A 25,308-nucleotide genomic window follows, 5' to 3' on the forward strand; every position below is an offset into this window, starting at 1 on the left:
GCAGTTACAGAAATATCTTGAGGTAAGTGATAAGCAAGTGTTGGGTACGGCTTCAAGCTTGGCTATGCTGTCACCTGTGGGGTCAGATGTCGGGAAATATAGATATGTTCTAAGTATCCCCCTAGACGTGCAATTGCTCTAATTGCCCAATCAACTGTAAGCTTTAGGAGCTTTTTTTGTTTGGGTGGAGTATTAGCAAATAACACATCCATTTGTATTTTTGTTAGCACTAATTCTACCGAACTGTGCGGGGAATTCCGATGTAAATAAGTCATTCGCAGTAATTGTGCCGCAATAACTGTTAAAAAACCTAACATCGTTGACAGACTCTCACCCGCCAAGCGGTAACTTTCCGCTTTACAACCAAATTTCAGTATTTTGTGATAGAGGCTGACCATATTTTACTTTTAAAACCTTCGCAATTAACATTGCTCTGTTGGTCAGACGTTTGTCACCAAAATCACAATTGCGATACGGCTTCGCTTCTAATAGTTTCATTTGCATCCCTCAATACGATACTACAAGTACCTTATCTTAGAGGACGCAAATTACCTTAAGTTCAAAGGACTGGTTCGCGTTATTTCGTCGCGAACCAGTCCCCTTTTCCACATCCGGTGAAAAGTCAGCAAAATCCACGAGCTATAAACTCGTGGTGTGGCTTAACTCCACAAAATCTTGCATCCGATTAGCCCAGTCGCTTATTTGATTTCGGCAGGATCGAATTCAGTAACTCGTCCCGGACGGGCAGCCAGAAATACGTCGTAGGAAGCACAATAGGCAATGGTGACATCATTAGCATGGTTATAAAGATGAACCACGGTATTTGCTCCTCCGGGTTGAACGGCAATAGGTTCAAGATCGCCAAAAAAGAGACGACGAATGGTATCACCACTGCCCAATTCATCCCTGAATTTCCGTAACAGAGCTAATTTCCCTTCCAAGGTCGGGGGTGTTGGATCTGCTGGGCTCTTTGCTTGACTCATAATTGTTGTTCTCCAATGTTGTTCAAATGTACTGGTCAAACTTTTTTATCCCTGTCGGTTAAGAAATTATTGATAACCGACAGATGTGACACAAAATATCAATGTGAAATTCAGCATATGAGAAGTTACACCGATATTGGCTCTACATTAAAGAGCGGAAACTTCTGCAAGCCATTCGAGCGGTCTGGGTTGCCAATTGAGTTCTCGTTTGGCTTTAGCGTTTGATGCTCCGCGCAGATGGTTGGCGTAGTAAACTGCGTCTGAACCTTGAGCGAGTTCTGCTTCTTCTTCAGTGACGCGAACAGGTGGTTGAGCACCAAGCGTTCGAGCCAAAGCAGATAACCACACACGGAGTTCAACTGGTTGGTCGTCATTGATGTTGTAAATACCGGATGTACCTTGATGCACTGCGGCAATGGTAGCTTGAGCAACGTCTTCAATATGAACCCAAGACCAAACACCTTTTCCTTCTCCCACAATTGGGTATTGCTGTTGGCGGACTTGGTTGGCTACATCTCCATCTTTTGAGAACCAAGTTCCCGGTCCGTAGAAGAAGCCGTATCTGAGAGCGATCCCTTCAAGATTGGTTGCTGATAAGACTCGATGTTCGGTATCAGCATATACACGAGTACCGGACGCGATGCTCCCAAAGGGAGCCGCCCAAAGGGCGATCGCAGGCGTTGCATCAAAGGCAAATGGTGTTTCTTCTGTCGCCAATCCCTCACCCGGAGCATACCAAAACGCACTGGACTGGATAATATAACGACGTACACCCGCCGCTTGGGCCGCCGCTTGTACATTCGCACCGCCTTCTTTTCGCAATCGAGCATCAAGTTCCGCCGCCGCAGTCATTGATGCTCGGGTATAGGTTTGAGGTAGAGAAGTCAATTGCTCAATCACCACTTCGGGCTGAGCTTGAATCATGGCAGTACGGACTGCGACTGCGTCAAAAGCATCAACCACTACGGGTTTTGCCCCCAGTTCGCTAAGAACATGAGCTTTTTGAGCTGTTCGAGTCATTCCAATCACTTCATGACCCGCCGCAACTAAACCCGTCACTAGTGGACGACCAATTGCTCCAGTTGCGCCTGCAATAAAAATTTTCATATACTTGACTCCTGTAAAACAAGCATTGGTTTAGAGTTGATAATTTAAAGTTAGAGCGGATTTTGGTTTGATTGAAGAGCCAATTTTAAGAAACTTGAGTAGTCCAATTTCCGTGGGCAACGGTATGGAGTTCCATCTAACATATGTAGCGAACTGCAATATTCAGGTGAAAAGTCAACGTTCAATATCTTTGATGGGTGGGGCATCTATTGCTCAACCAAGTTTGCAGTTGAAGGCATTACCGAAGCTCTGCACGATGAATTAGCTCCTCTAGGCATCCATGCTACTGTGGTCGAACCGGGATACTTCCGGACTAATTTCCTCGATGGCAGCTCGCTCCAGCGCACTGCCATAGAAATTTCCGATTACGCGGATACTGTTGGGAAAATCCGTCACCATGCCTCCGAACTGAACTATCAACAACCCGGAGATCCCACCAAACTCGCCCTGGCGCTCCTCGAGATCGTCAACGCAGATAAGCCACCTCTGCGGTTGCCTCTAGGGACAGACACCCTTCAGGCAATTGCTGAGAAAAACGCTTACGTCGAGCAAGAAACGGCACAATGGCGGGCTCTGGCTGAATCCACTGACTACAGATAAGGAGTGGAAGACTCAGCCTTGAAAAAGCCGCCTTATCTCTAGTGTCTTTAGCGATCGCCCAGATGACACGCTTCTCTCAACCAGTCTGCCTCACTCGGGTCCAAAATTGGAGTTAGCTTCTCCACAACAGCAGCATGGTAATTTTCCAACCACTGACGTTGTCTCAGTTCCAATCGATCTAGTGCAATCAATCGTTTATCGAATGGAATGTACGTTAATGGTTCAAAGCCATACCAAGGAGTTTTGCTTGGATCTGCTTGGAGTTCGGACTCCGGAGTTAAATTTTTCACCACGTAGAGGTTTTCAATACGAATACCTCCCCAATTAGCTAAATAAAAACCCGGTTCAATGCTCGTTACCATACCCGGTTCTAAGGGTTCAGCAGCACGCTTGCTAATGCCATTGGGACCTTCATGGACGTTTAAAAAAGCACCAACTCCATGCCCGGTACCGTGTCCGTAGTCAAGTTCCTCCATCCACATATTAGCCCGAGTGATACCATCGAGTTGCACACCTGTTGTCCCTTTGGGAAACCTTTGCATGGCACAGTTAATGTGTGCTTTTAAAACTTCGGTATAACGTAAAATTTGTTCGGGAGTTGGTTCACCTACAATAATAGTTCTGGTAGCATCTGTTGTCCCTCCCAAATACTGCGCCCCTGAGTCGAGTAAGAAGAATTGACCCTCACTTAGCAATACGTTGGGACTGGGTGTACCGTAGTGAACAATAGAACTGTTTGTTCCCGCACCTGCAATTGTGTTAAAACTTAACCCTTGGAAGTCGGGTTGTTGTTGGTAGAATTGAGCGATCGCATTTGCAACATCTAACTCGCTCAATTGCTGTCCGCTTGCAAGTTGTTCCGATATCCACTTTAAAGTTCGGACTTTTCCGCGACTTGATTTGAGATTCGCCCCCTTCATTTGCTCGACTTCAACCGCATTTTTGCGAGCTTTCATTCCCTCAATAGGATTAGCAGTTTCTACAATGCGATTCTTATCTATTAACTGATAAGTACCCATTGTCGTTTGCTTGGGGTCTAAAAGGACTTTGCCCTGACTTTCTTGTGAAATTAAAGCATTCAGAGTTTCTGTGTATTTTTCATAGGGAAGTAAAGTGACACTGTCTTGTAAAAATTGCCGAACTTCTGTATCAATGCGATCCAAATTAGTTAAGAGAAACGCTTCATTTGGAGTCACGATCGCATAAGCAATGAAGACAGGGTTGTAGGGAATATCCCAACCTCTTAAGTTAAACAGCCATGCTAGTTGATCCAACTTGGTTATGGGGAAGATTTCTGTTTTGTGCGCTCGCATAGCTTCCCTAATTCTGCCCAACTTTTGCTCTATTGTCGCTCCGGTTACTTCATTAGGGACGTAAAATACTTTAGAATCACCCAAAGCCGGTATAGGATCTGATTCAACCCAAGGACTTTGAGAACGAACAATATCTACCAAATTCTGGTTCACTGGTACTAGTTCCACACCAGCAGATTTTAATTTATTTTGAAATGTCCGATATTGTTCAACAGGAATAGTGAATGGATCGAACCCCAAGCGAAAACCAGCCACTTTTTGTCCCAAAGTTTCTAGCGTTTCCACCACAGTATTATGCCCTTCCATGCCCAATTTTGAGACATGAACCAAAGATAAATCAACCTCTAGATCGGCTTGTTCGTGGTAGCGAAAATCAACAAACAACCAACTCGATTCCCGTCCTACCAAAAAATCTCCTGCAGAACCCGTAAAGCCACTGACCCACATTCGTCGCTGTTTTGCTTCTGGGAGATATTCATTTAAGTGCTCATCAGCAGAGGGAATCAGGTAAGCATCTAATTGATACTCTTGCATCAACGCACGTAAATTTGTTAATTTCGCTTGTAGCGAGGTAGAGGCTGGGGCAGTTAACAAGTCTGAAGGCGTCATGGAATGATAGGGATTACGATTTAATGAGTTTATCTGTTTTTATTCTAACCGATCCTCCAAAGTTTATTTTACACCTAACTCTCTATGGATTTTTACTACAGAGCTAATGCAAAGAGTTGATACTCCTTTTCCACCGGAAGATTACCTATTTAAATGAACCACAAAGACGCAAAGATTGCGAAGAAATAGGAAAAGCATATCGGTAATCTTATAACGGGAAGGAAGTAGGAATTTCCTATTCATTTATTAGCTGAGCTTATCATATAATTTAGCGTATTTTTTGATACAACTAAAAATACAAAAAGTAGCAATTTGAGAGTTCTCTTTTAGGGGCGATCGCAAAAGTTAAAGTTTTCAGTCAACTGAATTTGTATGATAATACTATTCACTTTAAATAGGTTCTCAACCTAGTGACAGAGCTACTTGAGATAATGAACTGCATAAGGTTCAAATTTAGTCAACTATAAAAGAGTAGAAACAGACGAAACACAATTACCATCGTCAAGGAGTCACAAAGATGTCAAACAAAACTTCTCAAAAAAGCAACACCAAAGAAAATTCTCAACCCCAAAATGAGAAAGATAGGGAAACCCAGCGTCAGGAGCCAAAGCCTGAATACAAAGAAGCAAGACCGTCAAACTAGGAAAGACTTACAAGTTATTGTGTAAAATTAGCTCATCTTCTCAAGCAGAATCTTCTAGTGTCTGTAAAACTTAAATTCAGGAATTTACAAAATCAAAAAATATCAAACTTTTTCTTGTGGAATGGGCACACAGCCGATTCCATAAGATAGATAATGTATTTATTTAAACACGAACTGGCGCTTAGAAGTGCTTGAAAAGGCTAAAACTTATTTCCAAATGTCCAAATTCAAAAATTAAAAATATTTAACCTAGATATTTGAAATAACTGTGCGAGATTGTAACTAACTCAATTTAAAGCTTCTTAAAAAAAACGATTTTTTTCAAATAATGAATGGTTAAAAATTACTGAGTTTAGGGGTTGTATCATGCCAGGTTTTTCGCGCAATTTGGCATTTATCATTGGTATTGACAATTATCAAAATGGGATTTTTCCTCTCCAAACTGCTATCAATGACGCTAAAAAACTAGTAGAACTTTTGAAGGAAAAACATCAATACCAAGTGTGGGTTTATTTAGATGAAGATGCAACCCTAGACAACTTAATTCATCTACTTGAAAAAACTCTGCTGCAAGAGGTTCAGTCTGGCGATCGCCTCCTATTCTACTTTGCAGGTCACGGAATAGCCTTAAATAGCGAAGATGGTCCACACGGTTATTTAGTACCGCAGAATGCCAAACTGGGAGATACCAGAACTTACCTACCAATGACTCAAGTACATGAATGCTTGACTCACTTGACCTGCCGTCACTTCCTTGGTATACTTGACTGCTGTTTTTCTGGTGCGTTTCGCTGGTCATTTACCAGAAATGCCATGTCAACGCCCGAAGTACTCCATCAAGAACGTTACGAGCGCTTTATCTGCGATCCCGCTTGGCAAGTCATTACCTCTGCGGCGGCTGACCAAAAAGCTTTAGATGCATTGGATCTCAATACCCAACGCGGTGAGATTGGCAGCCATTCTCCGTTTGCTACCGCATTGTTTGAAGCCCTTACAGGTGCTGCTGATGCCTATCCTCCAGCAAGCCATGGCAAAGCTCCTGGAGACGGAGTCATGACTGCTACCGAACTGTACTTGTATATACGCGATCGCGTTGAACCTGTCACTGAAGCATTTCGCCACAAGCAAACCCCTGGTATTTGGTCTTTAACAAAGCACGATAAAGGCGAGTATGTCTTTCTAACACCAGGACATCCATTGAACTTACCGCCAGCACCGCCTTTGGATGAGTCGCAAAACCCCTACCGAGGTTTACAGACGTTTGACGAAAAACACAGCCACCTGTTTTTCGGTAGAACAGAGTTAGTCAAAAAACTATACGATTTTGTGGCTACCAATCCCCTAACTGTGGTGCTAGGTGCTTCCGGCTCTGGTAAGTCTAGCTTAGTGAGAGCGGGATTAATGCCTTTATTGAAGTCAACAAATCAGCAGCAATCCCATCAACCGTGGAGTATTATACCTGCCATTCGACCTGGAGCTTTGCCATTCTTGGCTTTGAACTATGCACTTGCTAACGCCAACCTACCAGAGGTAAATCAGCAGCATTCTCTCGCTGATGCGATCGCTACTTGGGTAAACCACAATTGCACCTCAAAACTACTGTTATTCATTGACCAGAGTGAAGAACTTGTAACTCTTTGTCACAATGAGGAAGAAAGCAAGGCATTTCTAAATGAAATTGCAAAGGCAATTATTACCCATCCTCAGCAGTTACGGGTAGTTTTCACCTTACGCTCCGACTTTGAGCCGCAATTAAGAGACCTTGTTCTAAAGTTGCTCCCAACAACTATTCGGTTAGAAAATACCGACCTAAAGAATTATTGGCAAAAAGGACGATTTATCGTGTCTGCCATGACAAAAACAGAATTGCGAGAAGCGATTGAGAAACCAGCAGAAACGCGGGTTATGTATTTTCAACCCTACAGTTTGGTAGACCAATTGATAGATGAAGTAGCTGATATGCCAGGGACACTACCGCTACTGTCCTTTGCCTTAAGCGAACTTTACTTAAAGTATTTAAAGCGCCAATGGGAGGCTAACAATCAAAACAGAACCCTCGATCGAGCGCTTACCCAAGCAGATTATGAAGAATTAGGAGGAGTCATCCAATCCCTAACCCAACGAGCCGAGCAGGAATACAAAGTCTTGGTGGACTTGAACTCGGCTTATGAGCTAACCATACCTCATGTGATGTTAAGGATGGTTGCTTTTGGTAGTGGCGAACTAGCTCGCCGCAGGGTATCAGAAATTGAACTGGAGTATCCAGAACCAGAAAACCAGCTGGTAAAGGAAGTCGTTCAGCACTTTTGTGATGCTCGCTTGCTGATTCGGGGAGCAGATGAGGAACAAAAACCTTACGTAGAACCTGCCCATGATGCTCTGATATGCGGGTGGAATAGGTTGCGTGAATGGATCGACGCGGAGAAAAGCCTGGAACTACAACGCCGTTTAACGCCTGCTGCATTAGAGTGGAAAAGTATCAAAAACAAGGAGCAATTACCAAGTTTTTCAGCTAAAGCTGAATCTCTCCTCAATTCCATTGAGCAAAAACTTGATGTTATCGAAAACTGGTTTAATCAGCGCAAGATTCAGCCGATAAAGAATGCTCAAAAACATCCAAGAGAAAAATCGGTAAATTATCTTTGGAATAACGATCCTTATCTCCCAGTCTTAAATGAGAAACTTCAGTCCAGTGACCACTGGTTGAATCAGGTAGAAGCAGAGTTTGTGCAACGCAGCATCAGGCGACAACAAAGGAATACTCGCTTGCGTTGGATGATTGCGATCGCGGTGATGCTGGGATTAAGCGGTTTGAGTGTTGCGGCTTTAATCGGTCAGCGCAATGCTCAAATCAGACAGATTGAAGCAGATACGCAAGTTTCGGATGGATTATGGGTTTCCTACCGCGAAATCGAAGCATTACGTCATGGTATTCAAACAGCACAGAATTTAAAGAACCCACTGCTAAAATTATTCCCCTCCAATTCCCAAATTGAATACGGATTGGCAAAGACTTTGCAAATCATACTTTATAGAGTCAAAGAATATAATCGTTTATTTGGGCATAGTCGAGATGTCACAAGTGTGAGTTTCAGCCCTGATGGTCAAATGCTTGTCTCAGCATCAAAAGCGGACAAAACCATCAAACTGTGGAGTGTCGATGGTCGGGTACTCAATTCTTTTATAGAGCAACCTAAAGCCGTGACAAGTGTCACCTTCAGTCCAGATGGCAAAACTATCGCCTCTGGCAGTGAGGACAACACTATCAAACTCTGGAGCATCAATGGTCGGGTTCTCAAAACTTTGACAGGGCACAGCCAAGGTGTGACAAGTGTTGTCTTCAGCCCAGATGGTAAAACTATCGCCTCTGGCAGCCAGGACAACACTATCAAACTCTGGAGCACAGATGGTCGGGTACTCAAAACTTTGACAGGGCACAGCCAAGGTGTGACAAGTGTTGTCTTCAGCCGAGATGGTAAAACCATTGTTTCTGGGAGCCAGGACAAAACCATCAAACTGTGGAGCACAGATGGTCGGGTACTCAAAACTTTGACAGGGCACAGCCAAGGTGTGACAAGTGTTGCCTTCAGCCCAGATGGTAAAACTATTGCCTCTGCTGGTCAAGACAACACTATCAAAATTTGGAGCACAGATAATTGGGAACAGAAAATTTCTTTGGCTCACAATGCTGTTGTTCTCAGTGTCAGTTTCAGCCCAAATAACAAAACTATGGCTTCTGCTGATGAAGATGGTGTCATTAAATTATGGACAGTGAATGATTACAAACAGCAAAGCTTTCCCCGACAGGACGATCGGATCTACAGCCTCAGCTTTAGTCCCGACAGCAAAACTTTAGCGTCCGCAAGCGGAAACAACTCGATTACTCTCTGGCGTCCGGAAAACAGATCGCTGCAAACCCTTTCTGGGCATAATGGTGCGATCGCCGATATCACTTGCAGTCGTGATGGTAAAATTGTCGCCTCTGCCAGTCATGACAACACCATTAAACTTTGGAACGCCAAAGGACAGTTACTGAAGACTTTAACTGGACATCATCGTCAGGTGACAAGCCTCAGTTTTAGTCCCGATGGCACGGTGTTGGCTTCAGCAAGTGAGGATAAGACCATCAAACTCTGGTATTTAGATGGTCGGGAACCCAAAACGCTACATATGCACAGTGCAGGAGTTACATCTGTCATATTCAGCCCAGATGGCAAAACCCTAGCCTCTGGTAGTGAAGATAAAACAATTAAACTGTGGAATGGCGATGGACAGCCACTAAAGACCTTGATTGGACATAATGGTAAGGTAACAAGCCTCAGTTTTAGTCCCGATAATAAAACGCTCGCCTCAACTAGTGCGGATAGAACCATTAAACTCTGGAGTTTAGAGACTGGGAAAGCGAGAACATTAGGGCAGCACGATGATGTTGTTACAAGTATCACTTTTAGCCCAGACGGCAAAACCCTAGCTTCTGCCAGTCAGGATGCAACAGTTAGACTTTGGAGTTTAGATGGTCAAGTTAAAATACTTCGGGGTCACCGTGGTACGGTAAGCGATATCAGTTTTAGTCCTGACGGTCAAATTCTTGTTTCGGTTAGTCGGGACAGCTATATAAACTTCTGGAGTTTAGATGGTCAAGAACTGACTTCTCGCACTTCACATTCGAGCCCTATAAATAGTGTGACGTTCAGCCCTGATGGACACACCCTTTTTATTGGCAGTGACGATGGAAAAATCACTGTATGGAACTTAAATCTCAACGATTTGCAAGTACGCGGTTGTCGGTGGTTAAAGGACTATCTCAAAGCCAATCCAAATCAAAATCGTGAAACGCGCCATATTTGTGAAAGTCTTGGAGCGTTTCAATAAATTTGCAATTTCCAACCACACTTAAGGTACGTAAAATTACAGAGTTCTTCAGTCTTCATCAAGCGATCGCGTGCTGTCGTGGGTGGGAGAAGAAATGCCCAGTAACCAATTTAGAATTTAACGAAAAGCTGTATCCTAATCTTGACAGCCTTGGCGACTCATTGGTTACAGAATTCATATAATTATGACAACACCCACAAAATCTTTTGACATAAATGCTCTGATTACCTCTTTAGAAGGTATTGAACTCATTACTGATTCCCATCAAGTAGCAAAGTTATCTCAAGATTACCATACCTTTAGCCCGGTACTTGTACCCAAACTAGAGGGGAAAGTAGGCGATCTTGTGGTGCGTCCTGTCAATGAAGAAGAGGTATTAAAAGTTGCAGCAGCTTGTGTCAAACATCGCGTTCCCGTAACGGTGCGCGGTGCGGGAACAGGAAATTACGGGCAATGCGTTCCCCTACAGGGTGGCGTTATTCTAGATATGACCCGAATGCACGAAGTACTTTGGATAAAACCGGGAATAGCACGCGTGCAAGCTGGGGTAAAGTTAGCAGCATTGGACAAACAAGCACGAGAAATCGGTTGGGAGATGCGAATGGCACCTTCTACATACCGCACGGCGACAATAGGTGGATTTATTGCTGGGGGTAGTGGGGGAATTGGTTCGATACAGTACGGTTTTTTGGGAGACAGGGGTAATCTTCAAGCTTTAAGAGTTGTCACTTTAGAAGACGAACCACGAGCAATGGAATTGCGCGGTGATGACGTACAAAAGGTAAATCATGCATGGGGCATTAATGGTATTATTACTGAGTTGGAAATTCCTTTGGCTCCAGCGTACCCCTGGGTGGAAGTCATTGTGACTTTCGATGAATTCATGCAAGCTGCAAGATTCGGTCAATCCCTAGCTGAGGCTGAAGGGATGATTAAGAAAGAAATTGCTGTTTTTGCATCTCAAATCCCTCCTTATTTCACAGCTATTAAAGAGCATATTCCTGATGGTCAGCACGTTGCTTTGTTAATTGTTTCCCAATCTAGTTTTGAATTACTGCCGGGATTGGTACGGCAGTTTAACGGTAAAATAACGTATCAAAAATTAGCATCAGAGGCAGGTAAGGGGGTTAATTTAGGGGAGTTTACCTGGAATCACACCACATTACACGCTCGGACTGTGGATACTTCTATAACTTATTTGCAAAGTGTTTTCCCTGCCGATAATCTGCAAGTGGTCGAGCATATGTATCATCATTTTGGCGATGAAGTCACTATGCATTTGGAATTTATTCGCCAACACGGTCGTGTCGTTCCTGGTGCTTTGCAACTTGTACGTTTTACAACAGAGGAACGTCTCAACGAAATTATCCGCTATCACGAAGAACAAGGGGTGTTTATTGCTAATCCCCATACTTATATTATTGAGGATGGTGGGAGAAAAGCGATCGATCCAGAACAATTAAAGTTTAAGGAAATGGTCGATCCTCACGGGTTGATGAATCCCGGTAAGAGCAGAGCATTAAATGTTGGTGGCTAATCTCCCCCAACAAAAATTCTGATAATTATGTGCTCGGATATATAGCAATCTTATTTGAGAGCCGGACAAGGGGGACAAGGAAGAGGTGTTTGTTACTGCTACACGTTTTGCACGCACCTCCACTCTCTTCTCAAGAAGTTATCCAATGGCAGGAGTATGGAAACTTAATTTACGGCGATGGGCAAGATGAATTCGAGACCCGTTGGGTGTAAACATGTTCCATTCAAGTTGGCGTTACTAAAATTAGCTTTTCTATCATTCAGATAACTGAGGTCATAAATTCCTAATTTCTCAAAATCAGGTGAACCAAGCAACTTTGCATGGCTGAGGTTTGCGTATGTGAGATTGGCATTGCTAAAATTGGCTCCTCTTAAGTCAGCATAGCTGAGGTCAGCTCCAAAAAGATTGGCTCCCTTCAAATCAGCTGCACAAAGATCTGCCCCAGAAAGATTTGCTCCATGAAGGTTGGCATCGTTAAGATCCGCAAATCGCAAACTTGCGTGATGGAGATTCGCATGGCTGAGGTTAACTCCACTTAAACTTGCTCGAAACAAAAGACCGTGATAGAGGACGCATACCCCCAGGTCTGCTCTTGCGAGGTTTGCTCCACTTAAATTAGCTCCGTGAAACTCTACTGATGCTAAAAATAGCCCATCACTGAGGTCAGCGTAGCTCAGGTTGGCTCCACTTAAGTCTGCAATGCTAAAATCAACACCACTTAAGTCCGCGCTGTGAAAGTTCGCATTTCGCAGTTCGGCTTCGTAAATTTTGACTCCTTGAAGATTTGCATAACTGAAGTTTATACCATCTAAGATAGTCGAAATTTCTATATGACTTAAATCTGGTTTAACTTCAGGATTTTTGTCCCTCCATTGGTTCCAAGCTTGGATACCGGACGAAATCAAAGCTAACAATTCGCGACTTCCCATTACAAGTTTACGTTAAGCTTCTTTAAAGATAAAATATGAAAAATTTACACCTTTTTGGTAGAACGCAAAACAAATCCCTGTTTATCGTTAATAGCTTCAATTCCTTCTGCTTTGATTTCGGTTTCAAAAGCTTACCAGTTTAATTTTGTTTTCCTGTTTGCTTTTGAACAACCAGTTGCACTGCTAATGCCAACAAACCTATTGTGACTATGCCAAAGACTCCAGTACCTAAAGCTGTAACACCTATAACCAAAGTCCTGACAGCAGAAGCAATATTTGCTGCTAATTGGCTATTTGATGCAATGGGTTTATTGGCATAGGTTGTCACTATGCCAATCATGAGAGAGTACAATCCATAAGTTAATGCCCCGGAAATCACAGCTCCTATTATGCAGCGTAAAGGATTTGTAGGTACTTGCGCTTGAGAGTCTGTTGGTTGCGCGATCTTTTGGTCTGCCATAATTTAGTGGTAAGTTATTACTTATCAGTGTAGCCGCACTTAACGATTAACCGTGAATTGTACTCCATGTGTAATGGTTTGAGTAACGAATAATTCTAAATCCTTGTCAGGAATAGTTTCTCGAACACGAGTTTTAACTTGTTCTGCTTGCTCTTGAGATTCACAAATCCCAAATACGCTCGGTCCCGAACCAGACATCATCGTTCCTAAAACACCTGCTGCTGCAAATGTTTCTCGCAGTTGCAAGACTTGCGGGTATTCTGGTAACACCACACGCTCTAGATCGTTGTGCAGCTTTTGGGCAATTTCTTTTGGGTCTCTATTTACTATAGCTTTGACTATCGATCCAGAATGAACTGCTGCAGCGCGAGCTACCAAGCTTTCTGTATCTCTCAGATATGTATCCCCAAATTGCTGTCTGTAGGTTTTGTATGCCCAAGCGGTAGAAACTTCTAAACTGCGGTATTTGCCCAATACTATATATATATTGTCTAAAGCATTAAGCGGCGAAAGCTGCTCACCTCTACCTGTCGCGATCGCAGTTCCACCTCCCACGCAAAATGGTACATCTGAACCCAGTAGAGAGCCAAGCTGCTCTAATTCTGTGCTAGTTAGACCTAAATTCCACAGCAAATCTATTCCTACCAATACAGCTGCTGCATTCGCCGATCCTCCTGCTAACCCTGCGGCTATAGGGATGCGCTTGTTAATATTAATGTCCACACCGCCATATTTTGCATAAGCATCTGGAAATTTTACCGTCATGAGTTCGGCAGCACGGTATGCTAAATTACCTCTGTCTGTTGGTAAATCTGGTTGGTTGCAGTGAAGGCGGATGGTGTCAATACTCCCTGCTTGTAAATGAATTTCATCTGCTAAGCCAATACTTTGGAGTATCATAACTAACTCGTGATACCCGTCGGAGCGATCGCCAATAATTTCTAGATATAAGTTGATTTTGGCAGGAGCTATTAAGGTGTAACTACGCATAGGTAAAGTTAAGAGCGAGGAGTTAGGAGTCGCTTTTCTGCATGGGTAAATAACAAAACCATTATGTCAGGCATTTGCCTTTTTAGACCAAATGCAAATTATTTCTTGACACTTCACCTTGTTTAGTTTTATTATTACAACTGCCTTAAGAATGAAAAATTTACTTTTTTTGTTGGTAACTGCGATCGCAGTTCAAGTTTACAAATAAGAGTATTAACAATTAGCGATCTTGGAAAATTAATGACTCCTTACTTTTTCAAGCTAGCCCAAGAAAACGAGAATCTTTATCATAACGAGCTGCTCAAGTATGGTGTAGAACACAACTTAGCCGCCTTAGCAGCTAAGATTCTGGCATCTGACAAACCCAACGAACTCCTGAGTTCAGAGGAGCTACAAGTGCTTACAGAAGCTTGCGAACATTGGTCAACACAGTATTTATACCGAAATGGGGGTATGGGAGAAAATCGGCGTTTAAGTCAGGATTTTTGGTAGTCTGAGAGAGTTTCCTCTACGAGGAGAGACAATGCCATCGAAAATGAGTTAACTGTAAAGGTTTCAAGAAGTTTTTTGCTCGATCTTGACAACCGGAGTGGTTGGTGAATAAGATGCAAAACATTTCTATCGAGATTTACGGTTCACACCTCCTAGCACACTAATGAAACTGCACTGGTTCGTATTAAGCCTCACATCTATTGTATTGTTATCTTCTCCAGCAAAAGCAACTCCATCACAATCAGCGTATAGTAACCAATCAAGAGCGATCGCGCAGAGTAAATACTCCAATAGCATTGCGGATAACAATTCTTCAAAAGAATTAGATCGTTTACCGGAAATTGAATTTATTGCGCCAAAACCTGAAACTGATTCTGTAAATTCAGGCGATCGTGATTCATTTGCCGAAATTGTTCCTACAGGCAAAGAAATGTCACCGCTTAATTCTCAAATTCAAGCTTTAATGGCTCGTTACAGTTTTCTCCTCCCAGGAATGTTTTTTTTGGATTTGCAGTCTGGTGATTATTTAAATATTAATGGAGATAAAGCATTTCCAGCAGCTAGCACCATTAAATTCCCCATTTTGATAGCATTATTTCAGGAAATAGAAGCCGGTAGAGTGCGTTTTGATGAATCTTTGGTGATGCGACGGGACTTAGTTGCTGGTGGTTCGGGAGATATGCAAAGTCAATCTGTTGGCAGTCGATTTAGCGTCTTGCAAACTGCAACTAAGATGATGACTATCAGTGATAATACCGCCACAAATATGATTATTGACCGTTTGGGTGGTAAGGCGGTATTAAATCAGCGTTTTCAGAGTTGGGGATTGAAAAATACCACAATTCGCAATCTTCTAGCAGACGTTAACGGAACTAATACTACCAGTGCAAAAGACTTAGTGAGATTATCTGCGCTAGTTACCAACGACAAATTAATTAATAACACCAGTCGTTCTCAAGTTTTGCAAATAATGCGTCAATGCCACAACCAAAGTATGCTACCTTCTGGTTTGGGTTCGGGTGCTATCATTGCCCATAAAACTGGAACGCTGAGATTTGTGCTTGGAGACGCGGGAATTATTCAAACACCAAACGGAAAAATATACTTGGCAGGAATTTTGGTCAAAAGACCCAATCATGACTCCAGAGCAACAGAATTTATTCGTCAAGTTTCCCGATTTTTGTATGATTACGAGAATACTGCACAATTAACAGGTTTTCAACGGTAATCACCCAACCGATGATTAGTACGCAGATAGGACTATGCAGCACAAAAACCTAATGTCTACGTAATTCCATTTCCCCCCTTTTTCAGGTATGGAATAGCGAGCACAAACCTGGTGCGCTCCTCATTGCTTGGGAGTACTAAATCTGAATGTGTACGTAATTCCATTTCCCCCCTTTCCAAGGGGGGTAGGGGGGATCAAATGACTTACAACCTCTGCAAAACAGATTTTAACTTGCCTTACAACCCACAACTTGTAACTAAAGCAAAGGAACTTCGCAAAAATCTCACTCCTGCTGAAAAAAAGCTTTGGCAAGGATATCTGAAAATGTTTCCATTTCGCGTGTTGCGTCAGCGCCCGATCGATCGCTTTATAGTTGATTTTTACTGTGCTGAGCTAAAACTGGTGATTGAGGTGGATGGAGAGAGTCATTTTACAGAAGAGAGTAGGTTGTACGATTTGGAGAGGACACAGATCTTGGGAGACTATGGCTTGAAGGTTCTTCGATTTACGAATGAGCAGGTGATGATGGAATTTGATGGTGTGTGTCAGCAGATTGAGGAGGAAATTCTGTTTTAAGAAGGAAAGGTGGTCACTATATGCAGGGGGATTTTTTGCTGATTGACACAGTGGTTTTCGATCCCCCCAAACCCCCCTTGGAAAGGGGGGCTTTATGGTTACTTACTCCGTGGGAAAGCAGACTAAGCTTGGGTCGAACTAAGGTTTATTTTATTTGCTAATGTTACCCATTGTCCGACACTCAGTTCTTCTGCTCGAACTTGGGGATTTACGTTTAATTCTTCTAGTAACTTAGTCAAGTCATCGCGTTCCACAACTGATTGCAAATTATTTCGTAACATTTTGCGCTTTGCTCCAAAGCCCAACTTAACCAGCATTTCTAACTGTCGTGCATCCAAGGCTTGTGGTTCAAATTTACGGGGAACCAAGCGCACAACGGCTGAATCTACTTTTGGTGGTGGGTAAAACGCTCCCGCCGGAACCGTACAAATTAACTCGCATTCTGCCAAATACTGGACTCTTACAGTCAGTGCTCCAAAAGCTTTCGAGCCGGCTTTTGCTGTCAGTCGTTCTGCAACTTCTTTTTGTACCAGTAGCACGATTAAATCATAGGGTTGGGGATTGGGGTTAGATATTGTACCCAGCAATTTCTCAATAATCGGTCCTGTAATATTGTAGGGAATGTTAGCAACGACTTTGTTTTGGTTTTGAAATGCCGGAGACGATTGAAGCAGGGGTAGTAGATTTAGTTCAAGAAAGTCCCCTTGTAGGAGTAAGAAATTTTCTTTGTTTCCAAGTTCCTTGACCAAGCGCTTGCACAAGTCACGATCGATCTCCACCGCTAATAAGGATTGTACTTCTGGCAACAGGCGGCGAGTGAGCACACCTGTTCCCGGACCAATTTCCAAAACGCGATCGCAATTTTGGAGTTGTGCAGCCCGAACGATTTCGTTGAGGGCTTTATCACTTTTTAGCCAATGCTGGGCAAAGGACTTACGCGGAGCTAACTTCTGAAAATCTTTACCAACCATTTTTCTTAACTTTCTTAACACTTATTGAATTTTGGATTTTGGGCATTAGGCATTAAGTATTACTTATCTTCCTTGTCCACCTTGTCCCCAGTTCCCATTGTTTGCACTAAATTTTTTGCCAGTTGGGCAATCGCCTGCCAATTCCTTGACTCTACATACTTTTTAGGAAATAATTGACTGCTTAAACCAACTGCGATCGCTCCTGCTTGTAAAAAATCCTTAGCATTTTCTAGAGTAATACCACCTGTTGGAATTAGGGGTATATGACCCAAGGGACCTTGCAAACTTTTTATATATTGAACACCTCCGAGTGCTTCTACGGGAAATACTTTGACACAACTTGCACCATGAGCCCAAGCAGTAACGATTTCTGTAGGGGAAAGCGCTCCCGGTATGACTGGGACATCAACAGCAACCGCTGCTTGAATCATTGCTAAGTCAACGTGAGGAGTAAAGAGAAACTGTGCTCCTGCTGCAATAGCTTCTTGCATATGCTTGAGATTTAATAATGTACCAGTGCCGATCGTGCATTTAGGTAATTCTGCTTGTAATTGACCTATCAGTTCAGCAGCACGATGGCTATTCCAAGTAATTTCAATAAACTTAACTCCCTCAGATGCAACTGCTAAAGCCATCTGGTAACCCAATGAAATTTCTGGAGCACGGATAACTGCGATCGCTTTGTGTTCTTTAAGTTGTGATAGCCAAACTTGATTGGACATTTTTTGATAATTTTAGATGAATGATAAAACTAATTAGTCTTACTTATGAAATAAAATTTAATATACTTTCTTTCTAGAGACTGATGTTGTATTTTTCGTAAAAAAGCTAGCATAGCACTCTTTTCTCAGTTTGAAAATAAATGTTGAGCGCTCAAAAATTAGTAATAATCAATTCTTAGAAATTCATAACCTTTGACTGCTAAATCGTCAGTTAAATTAAGTCGTCAGCAAGAGGGAAATTTTTTTATTCAATTTTACTCTACTACTAAGACGTTCTTAATAGTACAGAAAAATACCATGCCTCTTTACAAGATTGCAGACTTCGATCCAAACTACAGAGAGACTTTTGGTGGCGATGATGTTAAAGCTTTAGATCTCTATACCCAAGGTGGAAAGAGAATTGGCTCTGTTGATGATGTGTTGGTAGATGGTGAAGGTCGTTTTCGCTATCTCGTTATAGATAGCGCTTATGATTCTTCTAATAAAAAGATTCTACTACCAATTGGTCTAGCTCACATTGACTACAACGCCAGACGCGTTTTTGTAGATGGACTGAGCAAAGAGCAAGTACAAAGCTTACCTGAATACAGATCCAATTTGACGGTTGATTACGATTACGAAGAACAAGTCCGTAAAGCTTATCGCCCTCTATCCAGTACTGCAACCCACAATCGCGATACTTACAACTACCAACAAGACTCCGCTTTGTACAATTTGAACAACCAACATCAAGAAACATTCAGATTGTATGAAGAACGGTTAATCGCCAACAAGAGCCGCGTTAAAACAGGAGAAGTTGCAGTTGGCAAACATATTGAAACTGAAACAGCAAGAGTTTCAGTACCAATTGAAAAAGAGCGAGTTGTGATTGAGCGCATCAATCCTACAGATGCAGGAAGAGCAGTCAATCCTAGCGAGTTACAGTTCCAAGAAGGAGAAGTTGCACGTATAGAAATCTACGAAGAAACACCCGAGATCCACAAAGAAGCCTTTGTGCGTGAGGAAGTTCGAGTTAAAAAAGTCGTAGATCGCGATACTGTAGAAGCACAAGAAACCATCCGTCGTGAAGAATTAGATATTCAGACAGAGGGAGATTTACTAACGAATACTTCCGAGAAAAAATTAAATGACCGGATTTAATTTAAGGGTTAGTTGTTAGTGGATAGTGGTTAGTCGTTAATAGTGTTACGTAATATCTAAAAATAACAAGTAACGACTAATCACTCACCAGTCTAACTAAGTCATAAAAGTGAGTAGATGGTGGGTATTCGTTGAGAGTTCGATCCAAGAAAAACTAACTAATAACAAGTCTAATTAAGTCATTCGTAGGAGAGAGGAATCATAGAAATTCTTCTTTTAACATGACTGAGTAAGAGAGAAAAATAGTTGGAGGGTAAAAATATGCCTCTTTATAAAGTTTCTGATTTCGATCCAAACTATAAAGACACATTTGGTGGCGATGACATCAAAGGAATGAGTGTCTATGAAGAAGGAAGCGACCAGAAAATTGGTACAGTTAACGATGTTTTAGTTGATGATGAAGGTCGTTTTCGCTACTTTGTTGTTGATTTAGGTTTTTGGATTTTTGGTAAGAAAGTATTGCTTCCTATTGGTCGCGCTCGCATCGATTACAATACAAATCGCGTGTACGCCGTAGGAATGACGAGAGAGCAAGCAGATAATTTGCCAGAGTTCAACGAACGTGACGCTATTGATTACGACTATGAAGAGCGTCTGCGTAACGTTTATCGCAGTCCTGTCGGTACTAAAACTCCTTTAGAAGCATCTGCTCCTCTAGAAACTTCGACTCCTTTGGAAGCATCTGCTCCTCTAGATGCTAATTATGCAGCTGGATCTGCAGCAAATCGAGTAGCAGCCTCAATCAATCAGCCTGCAACTACCGCTAACACCACTAGCTACGATCGCAATACATACCGTTACGATGCTGAGCCATCTTTGTATGGGATGAACGATCGCGATCATCAAACGCTGAGACTATACGAAGAACGATTGATTGCTAATAAGAGACGGATCAAGGCTGGTGAAGTCGCTATTGGCAAACACATTGAAACTGAAACAGCAAGAGTTGCAGTTCCAATAGAGAAAGAGAGAGTTATTGTTGAGCGGGTAACGCCAACAGATGCAGGTAGAGCAGTGAATCCTGGGGAAGCAAACTTCCGTGAAGGCGAAGTTGCTCGTATGGAAATCTACGAAGAAACTCCTGACATCCGTAAGGAAGCTGTCCTGCGCGAAGAAGTTCGAGTTAGAAAAGTTGTAGATCGGGATACTGTAGAAGAACAAGAGACAATTCGTCGCGAAGAACTAGACGTTAACGCTCCCGGTCTCCCAATTGATGAGCGCTAATCCCTTGTATTTTTCCCTCTAGTTGAACAAACTAGAACGGTCAGATCCCCGACTTCTTTTCAGAAGCTGGGGATCTTAAAGCCTGTTAAAGCAACCAATTCTTAATCTAATTAAGAAGAACAATGAATAAGACAATGCCTGGTATAGGTAATAAAGACACTAGCAAAATTGCCAGAATTAGTACTTTGCTGGAAAGCTTGCGCCAAAAAGTGCGTAAATTTACCATTATGGATAGGCAAAATCAGCTAGTAGGTGAAGTGCAAGATTTAATTATTGATGTCAATCGTCAAATTAGTTTTGTAGTTAATACAAATAGAAATTCAGACGAGAAATATCAAACTTTTTTACTAAGTAGTAAGTTAGTAGAGAAAATTGACTCTCAAATTAAATGTATTTTTTTAAAAGTTAAAAAAACAGAGATAAGATTATTGGAAAACCCTCTAGAGAAAAACAGCCAAATTAGTACAATGGAAGATAATTCAAATACTTTAGCAGGAAATACACAAGATACTTCAGTAATTTCAAATAGTATAGTCAATACAAATGATGGGAATATCTCTTCTGTAGAAGAGATAGTGCGGTTGCTTGGAGAACGCGTAATTGTAGACCGCAGTAAAAGAAAAGTTGGTGAAGTGATCGTTCGCAAGCAAGTAGAAACCCGGATGGTACAGGTACCTATTCGGAGTGAAAAATTGATTGTCGAGCAAGTAAGCCCGGAACGCAAACAACTTGCAGAAATAGATTTAAGCCAAGGAGATATCTCAGCTGATTTTGAGTTTGCTGACACGGATAGCTTGCATTCAACTGATAGTTTTGATGGGAGTTTAACCGTCAGTGGTGAATTTAGTTCTCCTAAAATCGCCAGTTTGCTTTTAAATGCGATCGCTCTTGAACGAAACCATGGCTGTAAGGCGGTAAGAGTCACTATCGTTGTAGAGGACGAAGAACATCAGAAAAACTATCAAGAATGGTTTTCCCGCACTTCAAAAAGTTAACGAGATTGACAACTTATAGTTGTAAAGCCTATACCTAACGGAGTTATCTTTAACAGTAGAGACATAGCTTGCTATGTCTCTACTTTTGTTATCTCTTTGTAATGCACGTATTACAAAACTGTGCCAATTTCCTTCAAATAAACCCGTGTAAACGGTTCATGTTCTCCCAAAGAGTATTCTTCAATCAATCCCTTGCGCCGGATGGAAATATTATCTCCTTTTCTAATAACCACAGTGGAGTCTTCAAAAACGTCCCGTGTCAGTACCGTCTCAGTTTCCGTGGGGTTATCGAGAACGACCATATTACTTCCGTAATAGAACATCCCTTCCTTCTCTAAAACGTCTTCTTTATACTCAGCAATCAGCAAATCAAGCTTGGGATTGCGTAGCAATGTTAGGAGGTTGGAGTTGTAATCTTTATTGAGAATTTTTTCCGAACGATTGACGAAAACCCCCTCCCGACAAACAGCACCGATTGTCCAGTCAGGATGTTGTAAAAGAATGTGGTCTATTGTTTCTTGAAGTTCCTGTACGGAGATGTTGTTAAAGGTAATTATGGGTATTCTGGCATCTATCCCTGACTTATAAAAAGTTTCTAGGATAGATGAAGGAACATCAACACTTTCTCCTATAGCAGGGTTAAGATGCATCAAAATCCCTGGCGCGGCGTTGATTTCTAAAATGGCAAAGTCGCCTGACTTCCAAGATTCGTTAAGATTTCGAGCAATCACATCGATCCCCAAGCAAATGAGTCGGAAGTGCTGGGCAATGTCTTGCGCCAAAATAATATTGTCTGGATGAATTTCACGCGTTGCATCAATGCTAACTCCTCCTGATGAGAGGTTAGCAACTTTACGAAGATAAACTTTACGGTCTTTCTCAAGGACACTGTCAAGTGACAAGCGCTGCTGGTCGAGGTACTGTTCCATAGCCTCATCACACTGAATTTTAGCCATTGCTGAGGTTGGAGTGTCCCACCGTCCGGGTTTTCGGTTTTCTTCTCGGATTAATTCTTCAATAGTTGAGTCACCGTCACCCACTACCCATGCAGGACGACGTTCCGTAGCAGCAACAAATCTACCATTGACACACAGCAGGCGAAAATCAGCACCTATAATGCTTTTTTCAACAATGATACGTGTCGATTCGTTTTCTGGAATTGCCTTGAGTGCGCGATCGAAAGCGGATTCTAGTTCGTATTCGTCTCGCACTTCTGCGGTGACTCCAATTCCTTTGTGACCGACGACTGGCTTCACTGCTACTGGATAACCAATCTCTCTAGCAACTGCAAGGGCTTCCTTTTCTGTTACAACAATATCTCCTTTAGGAACTGGGAATCCCAAAGTTCTTAAAAAAGCTTTACAGTCATCTTTACGGGTTGTGAAGTCGGAATCGACGTGGCTGTCGCTATCAAATGTTGTGGCTATACCCCGAACCTGTTTCTTGCCATATCCATACTGAGTAAGTCCTTCATCCCACAAGTAGAATGCAGGAATACCTTTATGGAAAGCTGTTCGCAGTAGAGTGTAGACTGTTGGTCCACCATAGACAGATTGCCGAAACCGCTTTTGAAGGCTTGAAATTTGTTCTTCAAAGGTAATTTCTTTGTCCCGAGTTATGGCTTCAAACCAATCCCAAACAAAGTAAACAACACCCCGTGTTGTGCGTTCGTGCAATGACTGCAAGCTAATCCTCGTAAAATCGGAATACGGTTTTATACCCCATCTGAAGAGGTGTAAATCCATTTGTAGCTTTCCAACTTCTGATAAAGTACGTGCAAACAGATGGGCATGGGAATCGTAGGTTTCGTTACCCAAATTTGGATAGCGATCGCTAATGACTGCAACATAATCCTCTACAGGCAGAGGTTCTGTAAATTGAGTCAAAGTAAAATCAAATACTAGTGCCCCTGTTTCTAAATAGGGATTCGGACCAACGTAATGCTTAAAGTTGAAAATATCGAACGCATCCGTCTTTCTTGCGTTAACGCGGATTGGCTCTGCAACTCTGTCTTGAACCATTGACTCTAGACCTTTGGCTAAACACCTGAGCTGGAGGTATATATGCTTTCTCCAGACTGAGTTACTATCTTGTAAATTGAATACTACTTGCGAAGCGATGGCAACAGGCCGCGCTACACCGTACACGTTACACTTGAGTTTTGGATCAAATGCTACGCTTATGCCTGCTTATTGTAACTCCAATATAATGACTTTTAGTTATCCTAAAGGCATAATCATTGAACAAGGGAACTAAGGAACACTCTAACAGGGAACAAATCTCAACAGGAATTAGGTTACAGTTCTATAGCCTAGTTCGTTATTTGTCCTTCACCAGACCGAGCCAAAAGATACAACTTTTGAAAGTAGTCGCAATCCCTTTGTATTTTTTATACTTGCTAAATCACTGTTTGTATAATTATAGGAGACGACAGACTATGATGAATACAGAAGTTGTTCTTAGAAATGAAGTTCAACACCTTGCAGAAGAAGCTTTTCACCACAAACTGATTTCTGGATACGGAGATGGTCCCAACAGTAACGAATACCAAATCGTTTTTCAGGGAAAGCCCAGACACTTTTCTTTAGAAGAGGCTCGCTCTTTTCTGTGTGAATTGCTTTTTGATATTGACAGATCGGTTCTGAATTCCTAAAGAGAGTGCTGTAAACTCAAGTGAAGGCGATCGCGCAGCCACTGACCCGAATTGGTAATAACTCAAAACTTTTTAAGAAAATCTTTTTCCACATAGCTTTAAAGCATTGTCTCATCTTCAGTTACTGGTGGGTAGCTCACAAAAAAACCCACCCTCCCCCCCCGCCCCCTCTCGGTCAACAGTTTACCTACTTACCTACTAGTTAACCTGCGCTTAAACTACGACGATTGACAGCGTCGAGCGCAAACTGAGTTGACTCGATCGAAGACCGATCGCCTTTACTGTTGCGAAGAGACAGGGCTTGTTCAAAAAAACCCCGTGCTGCTTCATACTGGTGTCGATCAAATTTGCATTTCCCCATATGTTGATATGCAAAATCAAGATAGAATGTTAAGTCAGAATCGCACTGGCAAAGAGCAATCGTTTCATACAATAATTGCTCGCTAATCGCGTAGTCCTTCTGCCATTGATAAACATGAGCTAACCGAATCATATTCGCAGTTCTCAACTGTTTAGAACCAACCAATTCTGATAGCTCAACAGCTGAAGTTAGAGCTTGCTGGGCAACCGCAAAGTCTTTCAATATGCGGGAATAAACACCAATTAATCCAAGAAGCTGAATTTGGCTCTTTATTTCAATTGCATTATCCTTAAGTTGGGATTGCAGAAATTTCAATGCTTGTTGCATTTCAGTAGGATTGTTTGGAACCTCACGTAAATCATCATCAAAATGAAATGACACGTCAAAGGGAATAGAGATCGTCATTTCTCAACCCGCTCGATAAAGTTTACCCATCCAGTGCTGTCTTCATAATCACCCAAGTCGGTGACCTTACAGGATGAAGACAGATCTCCCGTAACTCTCTATTATGGAACTGATTCACTTCAGAGGTTAGCTTGTGTTTGAGCAACGATTCCTACGCCTAGATGGGTTTACTAAAGCAGAACGGATTCAGATGACTGCTCGTGTGAGTGAGGCGATTAACCAAGCAGGTGCTTGGGTGACTGACTTCCACCTGTACTCGAACGTCTTAATCTGCATCAACTTTGAGGTGCCAAGCGGTAACTTGGAAAAACTCGCTGCATCTTTGCAAGAGACAGGTTTGCATTTGAGCCAAGAGAGCTTCGAGCAACTTATACCTGCTAATGACTCGGCACTGAAAGAGAAACAGTTAGTAGGGACATTGCAAATTACATTTGTACATAACGAACCCGACTTGCTCCGAGAAGTACCTGCAGTGCCGGGGTAAAAGCTAGGGCGATC

General features: G+C 42.3%; 24 protein-coding genes. 12 read left to right on the plus strand and 12 right to left on the minus strand.

Translation table 11 applies throughout. The features are described 5' to 3' along the window. Window positions 1-62: 62 nt before the first annotated feature. The 4 genes from AB0756_RS00740 to AB0756_RS00755 all read right to left on the minus strand — a co-directional run bounded on the left by AB0756_RS00740 (window position 63) and on the right by AB0756_RS00755 (window position 2,090). On the minus strand, window positions 63-398 hold the full coding sequence (locus tag AB0756_RS00740) for a hypothetical protein (RefSeq protein WP_038077305.1): 336 nt from the start codon (window positions 396-398) through the stop codon (window positions 63-65). Next, on the minus strand, window positions 358-504 hold the full coding sequence (locus AB0756_RS00745; protein WP_408019813.1) for an IS4/Tn5 family transposase DNA-binding protein: 147 nt from the start codon (window positions 502-504) through the stop codon (window positions 358-360). The genes AB0756_RS00740 and AB0756_RS00745 overlap by 41 nt, the downstream gene beginning before the upstream one ends. Window positions 505-698: 194 nt before the next feature. Beyond that, complete coding sequence (locus AB0756_RS00750; RefSeq protein WP_038077306.1) at window positions 699-983, minus strand: hypothetical protein; 285 nt, start codon at window positions 981-983, stop codon at window positions 699-701. 147 nt (window positions 984-1,130) lie between these two features. Then, on the minus strand, window positions 1,131-2,090 hold the full coding sequence (locus AB0756_RS00755) for an NAD-dependent epimerase/dehydratase family protein (RefSeq protein WP_408103975.1): 960 nt from the start codon (window positions 2,088-2,090) through the stop codon (window positions 1,131-1,133). Between the two features lie 186 nt (window positions 2,091-2,276). On the opposite strand from AB0756_RS00755, the gene AB0756_RS00760 reads away from it, so the two are divergent. Next, entirely contained in the window at window positions 2,277-2,690 is a 414-nt protein-coding gene (locus AB0756_RS00760; RefSeq protein ID WP_272900282.1) for an SDR family NAD(P)-dependent oxidoreductase, read from the plus strand. Window positions 2,691-2,737: 47 nt separating this feature from the next. Here the strand turns inward: AB0756_RS00760 and AB0756_RS00765 are convergent, their stop codons facing one another. Beyond that, window positions 2,738-4,612: an aminopeptidase P family protein gene (locus tag AB0756_RS00765; RefSeq protein WP_038077309.1), complete on the minus strand. Its 1,875-nt coding sequence runs from the start codon at window positions 4,610-4,612 to the stop codon at window positions 2,738-2,740. A gap of 517 nt (window positions 4,613-5,129) precedes the next feature. Between AB0756_RS00765 and AB0756_RS00770 the strand changes: the two genes are divergently transcribed. The 3 genes from AB0756_RS00770 to AB0756_RS00780 all read left to right on the plus strand — a co-directional run bounded on the left by AB0756_RS00770 (window position 5,130) and on the right by AB0756_RS00780 (window position 11,664). Continuing rightward, window positions 5,130-5,255, plus strand: coding sequence for a hypothetical protein (locus AB0756_RS00770; protein ID WP_272900163.1), 126 nt, complete (start codon window positions 5,130-5,132; stop codon window positions 5,253-5,255). Window positions 5,256-5,621: 366 nt separating this feature from the next. Beyond that, a complete protein-coding gene (locus tag AB0756_RS00775) occupies window positions 5,622-10,127 on the plus strand; it encodes an nSTAND1 domain-containing NTPase (protein WP_050045505.1) in 4,506 nt (1,501 codons plus the stop codon). Between the two features lie 184 nt (window positions 10,128-10,311). Continuing rightward, the gene (locus AB0756_RS00780; protein ID WP_038073076.1) at window positions 10,312-11,664 is read left to right on the plus strand and encodes an FAD-binding oxidoreductase; all 1,353 of its coding nucleotides are present in this window, start codon (window positions 10,312-10,314) and stop codon (window positions 11,662-11,664) included. A gap of 164 nt (window positions 11,665-11,828) precedes the next feature. Here AB0756_RS00780 and AB0756_RS00785 read toward each other — a convergent pair whose 3' ends face one another. From AB0756_RS00785 to ispE, 3 genes are all read right to left on the minus strand, one after another. After that, window positions 11,829-12,593, minus strand: coding sequence for a pentapeptide repeat-containing protein (locus tag AB0756_RS00785; protein ID WP_050045506.1), 765 nt, complete (start codon window positions 12,591-12,593; stop codon window positions 11,829-11,831). Between the two features lie 139 nt (window positions 12,594-12,732). Continuing rightward, entirely contained in the window at window positions 12,733-13,053 is a 321-nt protein-coding gene (locus tag AB0756_RS00790; RefSeq protein ID WP_038073078.1) for a DUF3082 domain-containing protein, read from the minus strand. 39 nt (window positions 13,054-13,092) lie between these two features. Then, window positions 13,093-14,043: a 4-(cytidine 5'-diphospho)-2-C-methyl-D-erythritol kinase gene (gene ispE, locus AB0756_RS00795; protein WP_038073080.1), complete on the minus strand. Its 951-nt coding sequence runs from the start codon at window positions 14,041-14,043 to the stop codon at window positions 13,093-13,095. 240 nt (window positions 14,044-14,283) lie between these two features. Here ispE and AB0756_RS00800 point away from each other — a divergent pair, with 240 nt between their 5' ends. From AB0756_RS00800 to AB0756_RS00810, 3 genes are all read left to right on the plus strand, one after another. Beyond that, window positions 14,284-14,535 (plus strand): hypothetical protein, encoded by a 252-nt coding sequence (locus AB0756_RS00800; protein WP_038073082.1) that lies wholly within the window; start codon window positions 14,284-14,286, stop codon window positions 14,533-14,535. A 163-nt stretch (window positions 14,536-14,698) separates the two neighbouring features. Then, complete coding sequence (locus tag AB0756_RS00805) at window positions 14,699-15,763, plus strand: serine hydrolase (protein WP_038073084.1); 1,065 nt, start codon at window positions 14,699-14,701, stop codon at window positions 15,761-15,763. A gap of 198 nt (window positions 15,764-15,961) precedes the next feature. Next, a complete protein-coding gene (locus AB0756_RS00810; RefSeq protein WP_038073189.1) occupies window positions 15,962-16,339 on the plus strand; it encodes an endonuclease domain-containing protein in 378 nt (125 codons plus the stop codon). A gap of 122 nt (window positions 16,340-16,461) precedes the next feature. Here AB0756_RS00810 and rsmA read toward each other — a convergent pair whose 3' ends face one another. Together rsmA and AB0756_RS00820 are read right to left on the minus strand one after the other, a co-directional pair. Further along, on the minus strand, window positions 16,462-17,310 hold the full coding sequence (gene rsmA, locus AB0756_RS00815; RefSeq protein WP_038073086.1) for a 16S rRNA (adenine(1518)-N(6)/adenine(1519)-N(6))-dimethyltransferase RsmA: 849 nt from the start codon (window positions 17,308-17,310) through the stop codon (window positions 16,462-16,464). Window positions 17,311-17,369: 59 nt separating this feature from the next. Next, window positions 17,370-18,032 carry a bifunctional 4-hydroxy-2-oxoglutarate aldolase/2-dehydro-3-deoxy-phosphogluconate aldolase gene (locus AB0756_RS00820; RefSeq protein WP_038073088.1) on the minus strand — a complete coding sequence of 221 codons (663 nt, stop codon included), beginning with the start codon at window positions 18,030-18,032 and terminating at the stop codon, window positions 17,370-17,372. A gap of 297 nt (window positions 18,033-18,329) precedes the next feature. Between AB0756_RS00820 and AB0756_RS00825 the strand changes: the two genes are divergently transcribed. The 3 genes from AB0756_RS00825 to AB0756_RS00835 all read left to right on the plus strand — a co-directional run bounded on the left by AB0756_RS00825 (window position 18,330) and on the right by AB0756_RS00835 (window position 21,391). Beyond that, complete coding sequence (locus AB0756_RS00825) at window positions 18,330-19,172, plus strand: DUF2382 domain-containing protein (protein WP_038073090.1); 843 nt, start codon at window positions 18,330-18,332, stop codon at window positions 19,170-19,172. A gap of 261 nt (window positions 19,173-19,433) precedes the next feature. Further along, entirely contained in the window at window positions 19,434-20,396 is a 963-nt protein-coding gene (locus tag AB0756_RS00830) for a DUF2382 domain-containing protein (RefSeq protein WP_038073092.1), read from the plus strand. Window positions 20,397-20,518: 122 nt separating this feature from the next. Then, window positions 20,519-21,391, plus strand: a complete 873-nt coding sequence (locus AB0756_RS00835) for a DUF2382 domain-containing protein (protein ID WP_050045507.1) — start codon at window positions 20,519-20,521, stop codon at window positions 21,389-21,391. Window positions 21,392-21,501: 110 nt separating this feature from the next. Here AB0756_RS00835 and AB0756_RS00840 read toward each other — a convergent pair whose 3' ends face one another. Then, complete coding sequence (locus AB0756_RS00840; protein WP_038073194.1) at window positions 21,502-23,412, minus strand: ATP-binding protein; 1,911 nt, start codon at window positions 23,410-23,412, stop codon at window positions 21,502-21,504. Between the two features lie 416 nt (window positions 23,413-23,828). Here AB0756_RS00840 and AB0756_RS00845 point away from each other — a divergent pair, with 416 nt between their 5' ends. Next, window positions 23,829-24,044 (plus strand): hypothetical protein, encoded by a 216-nt coding sequence (locus AB0756_RS00845; protein ID WP_038073094.1) that lies wholly within the window; start codon window positions 23,829-23,831, stop codon window positions 24,042-24,044. A gap of 202 nt (window positions 24,045-24,246) precedes the next feature. Here AB0756_RS00845 and AB0756_RS00850 read toward each other — a convergent pair whose 3' ends face one another. Then, window positions 24,247-24,810, minus strand: coding sequence for a tetratricopeptide repeat protein (locus AB0756_RS00850; RefSeq protein WP_038073097.1), 564 nt, complete (start codon window positions 24,808-24,810; stop codon window positions 24,247-24,249). A 133-nt stretch (window positions 24,811-24,943) separates the two neighbouring features. Here AB0756_RS00850 and AB0756_RS00855 point away from each other — a divergent pair, with 133 nt between their 5' ends. Further along, a complete protein-coding gene (locus AB0756_RS00855; protein WP_137986200.1) occupies window positions 24,944-25,294 on the plus strand; it encodes a hypothetical protein in 351 nt (116 codons plus the stop codon). The last annotated feature ends 14 nt before the right edge of the window (window positions 25,295-25,308 follow it).

This window comes from Tolypothrix campylonemoides VB511288_2 (assembly GCF_045999855.1).
GTDB classification, from domain to species: Bacteria; Cyanobacteriota; Cyanobacteriia; order Cyanobacteriales; family Nostocaceae; genus Scytonema; species Scytonema bouteillei_A.

Excerpts from the sequence above, each read along its gene's own strand:
- AB0756_RS00820 (WP_038073088.1), bottom strand. The coding sequence starts at position 18,032 with ATGTCCAATCAAGTTTGGCTATCACAACTTAAAGAACACAAAGCGATC.
- AB0756_RS00830 (WP_038073092.1), top strand. The coding sequence starts at position 19,434 with ATGCCTCTTTATAAAGTTTCTGATTTCGATCCAAACTATAAAGACACA.
- AB0756_RS00825 (WP_038073090.1), top strand. The coding sequence starts at position 18,330 with ATGCCTCTTTACAAGATTGCAGACTTCGATCCAAACTACAGAGAGACT.
- AB0756_RS00810 (WP_038073189.1), top strand. The coding sequence starts at position 15,962 with ATGACTTACAACCTCTGCAAAACAGATTTTAACTTGCCTTACAACCCA.
- AB0756_RS00780 (WP_038073076.1), top strand. The coding sequence starts at position 10,312 with ATGACAACACCCACAAAATCTTTTGACATAAATGCTCTGATTACCTCT.
- AB0756_RS00805 (WP_038073084.1), top strand. The coding sequence starts at position 14,699 with ATGAAACTGCACTGGTTCGTATTAAGCCTCACATCTATTGTATTGTTA.
- rsmA (WP_038073086.1), bottom strand. The coding sequence starts at position 17,310 with ATGGTTGGTAAAGATTTTCAGAAGTTAGCTCCGCGTAAGTCCTTTGCC.
- AB0756_RS00840 (WP_038073194.1), bottom strand. The coding sequence starts at position 23,412 with ATGGTTCAAGACAGAGTTGCAGAGCCAATCCGCGTTAACGCAAGAAAG.
- AB0756_RS00785 (WP_050045506.1), bottom strand. The coding sequence starts at position 12,593 with ATGGGAAGTCGCGAATTGTTAGCTTTGATTTCGTCCGGTATCCAAGCT.
- AB0756_RS00740 (WP_038077305.1), bottom strand. The coding sequence starts at position 398 with ATGGTCAGCCTCTATCACAAAATACTGAAATTTGGTTGTAAAGCGGAA.
- AB0756_RS00850 (WP_038073097.1), bottom strand. The coding sequence starts at position 24,810 with ATGACGATCTCTATTCCCTTTGACGTGTCATTTCATTTTGATGATGAT.
- AB0756_RS00835 (WP_050045507.1), top strand. The coding sequence starts at position 20,519 with ATGAATAAGACAATGCCTGGTATAGGTAATAAAGACACTAGCAAAATT.
- AB0756_RS00790 (WP_038073078.1), bottom strand. The coding sequence starts at position 13,053 with ATGGCAGACCAAAAGATCGCGCAACCAACAGACTCTCAAGCGCAAGTA.
- AB0756_RS00800 (WP_038073082.1), top strand. The coding sequence starts at position 14,284 with ATGACTCCTTACTTTTTCAAGCTAGCCCAAGAAAACGAGAATCTTTAT.
- AB0756_RS00845 (WP_038073094.1), top strand. The coding sequence starts at position 23,829 with ATGATGAATACAGAAGTTGTTCTTAGAAATGAAGTTCAACACCTTGCA.
- AB0756_RS00750 (WP_038077306.1), bottom strand. The coding sequence starts at position 983 with ATGAGTCAAGCAAAGAGCCCAGCAGATCCAACACCCCCGACCTTGGAA.
- AB0756_RS00745 (WP_408019813.1), bottom strand. The coding sequence starts at position 504 with ATGCAAATGAAACTATTAGAAGCGAAGCCGTATCGCAATTGTGATTTT.
- AB0756_RS00755 (WP_408103975.1), bottom strand. The coding sequence starts at position 2,090 with ATGAAAATTTTTATTGCAGGCGCAACTGGAGCAATTGGTCGTCCACTA.
- AB0756_RS00765 (WP_038077309.1), bottom strand. The coding sequence starts at position 4,612 with ATGACGCCTTCAGACTTGTTAACTGCCCCAGCCTCTACCTCGCTACAA.
- ispE (WP_038073080.1), bottom strand. The coding sequence starts at position 14,043 with ATGCGTAGTTACACCTTAATAGCTCCTGCCAAAATCAACTTATATCTA.
- AB0756_RS00775 (WP_050045505.1), top strand. The coding sequence starts at position 5,622 with ATGCCAGGTTTTTCGCGCAATTTGGCATTTATCATTGGTATTGACAAT.
- AB0756_RS00770 (WP_272900163.1), top strand. The coding sequence starts at position 5,130 with ATGTCAAACAAAACTTCTCAAAAAAGCAACACCAAAGAAAATTCTCAA.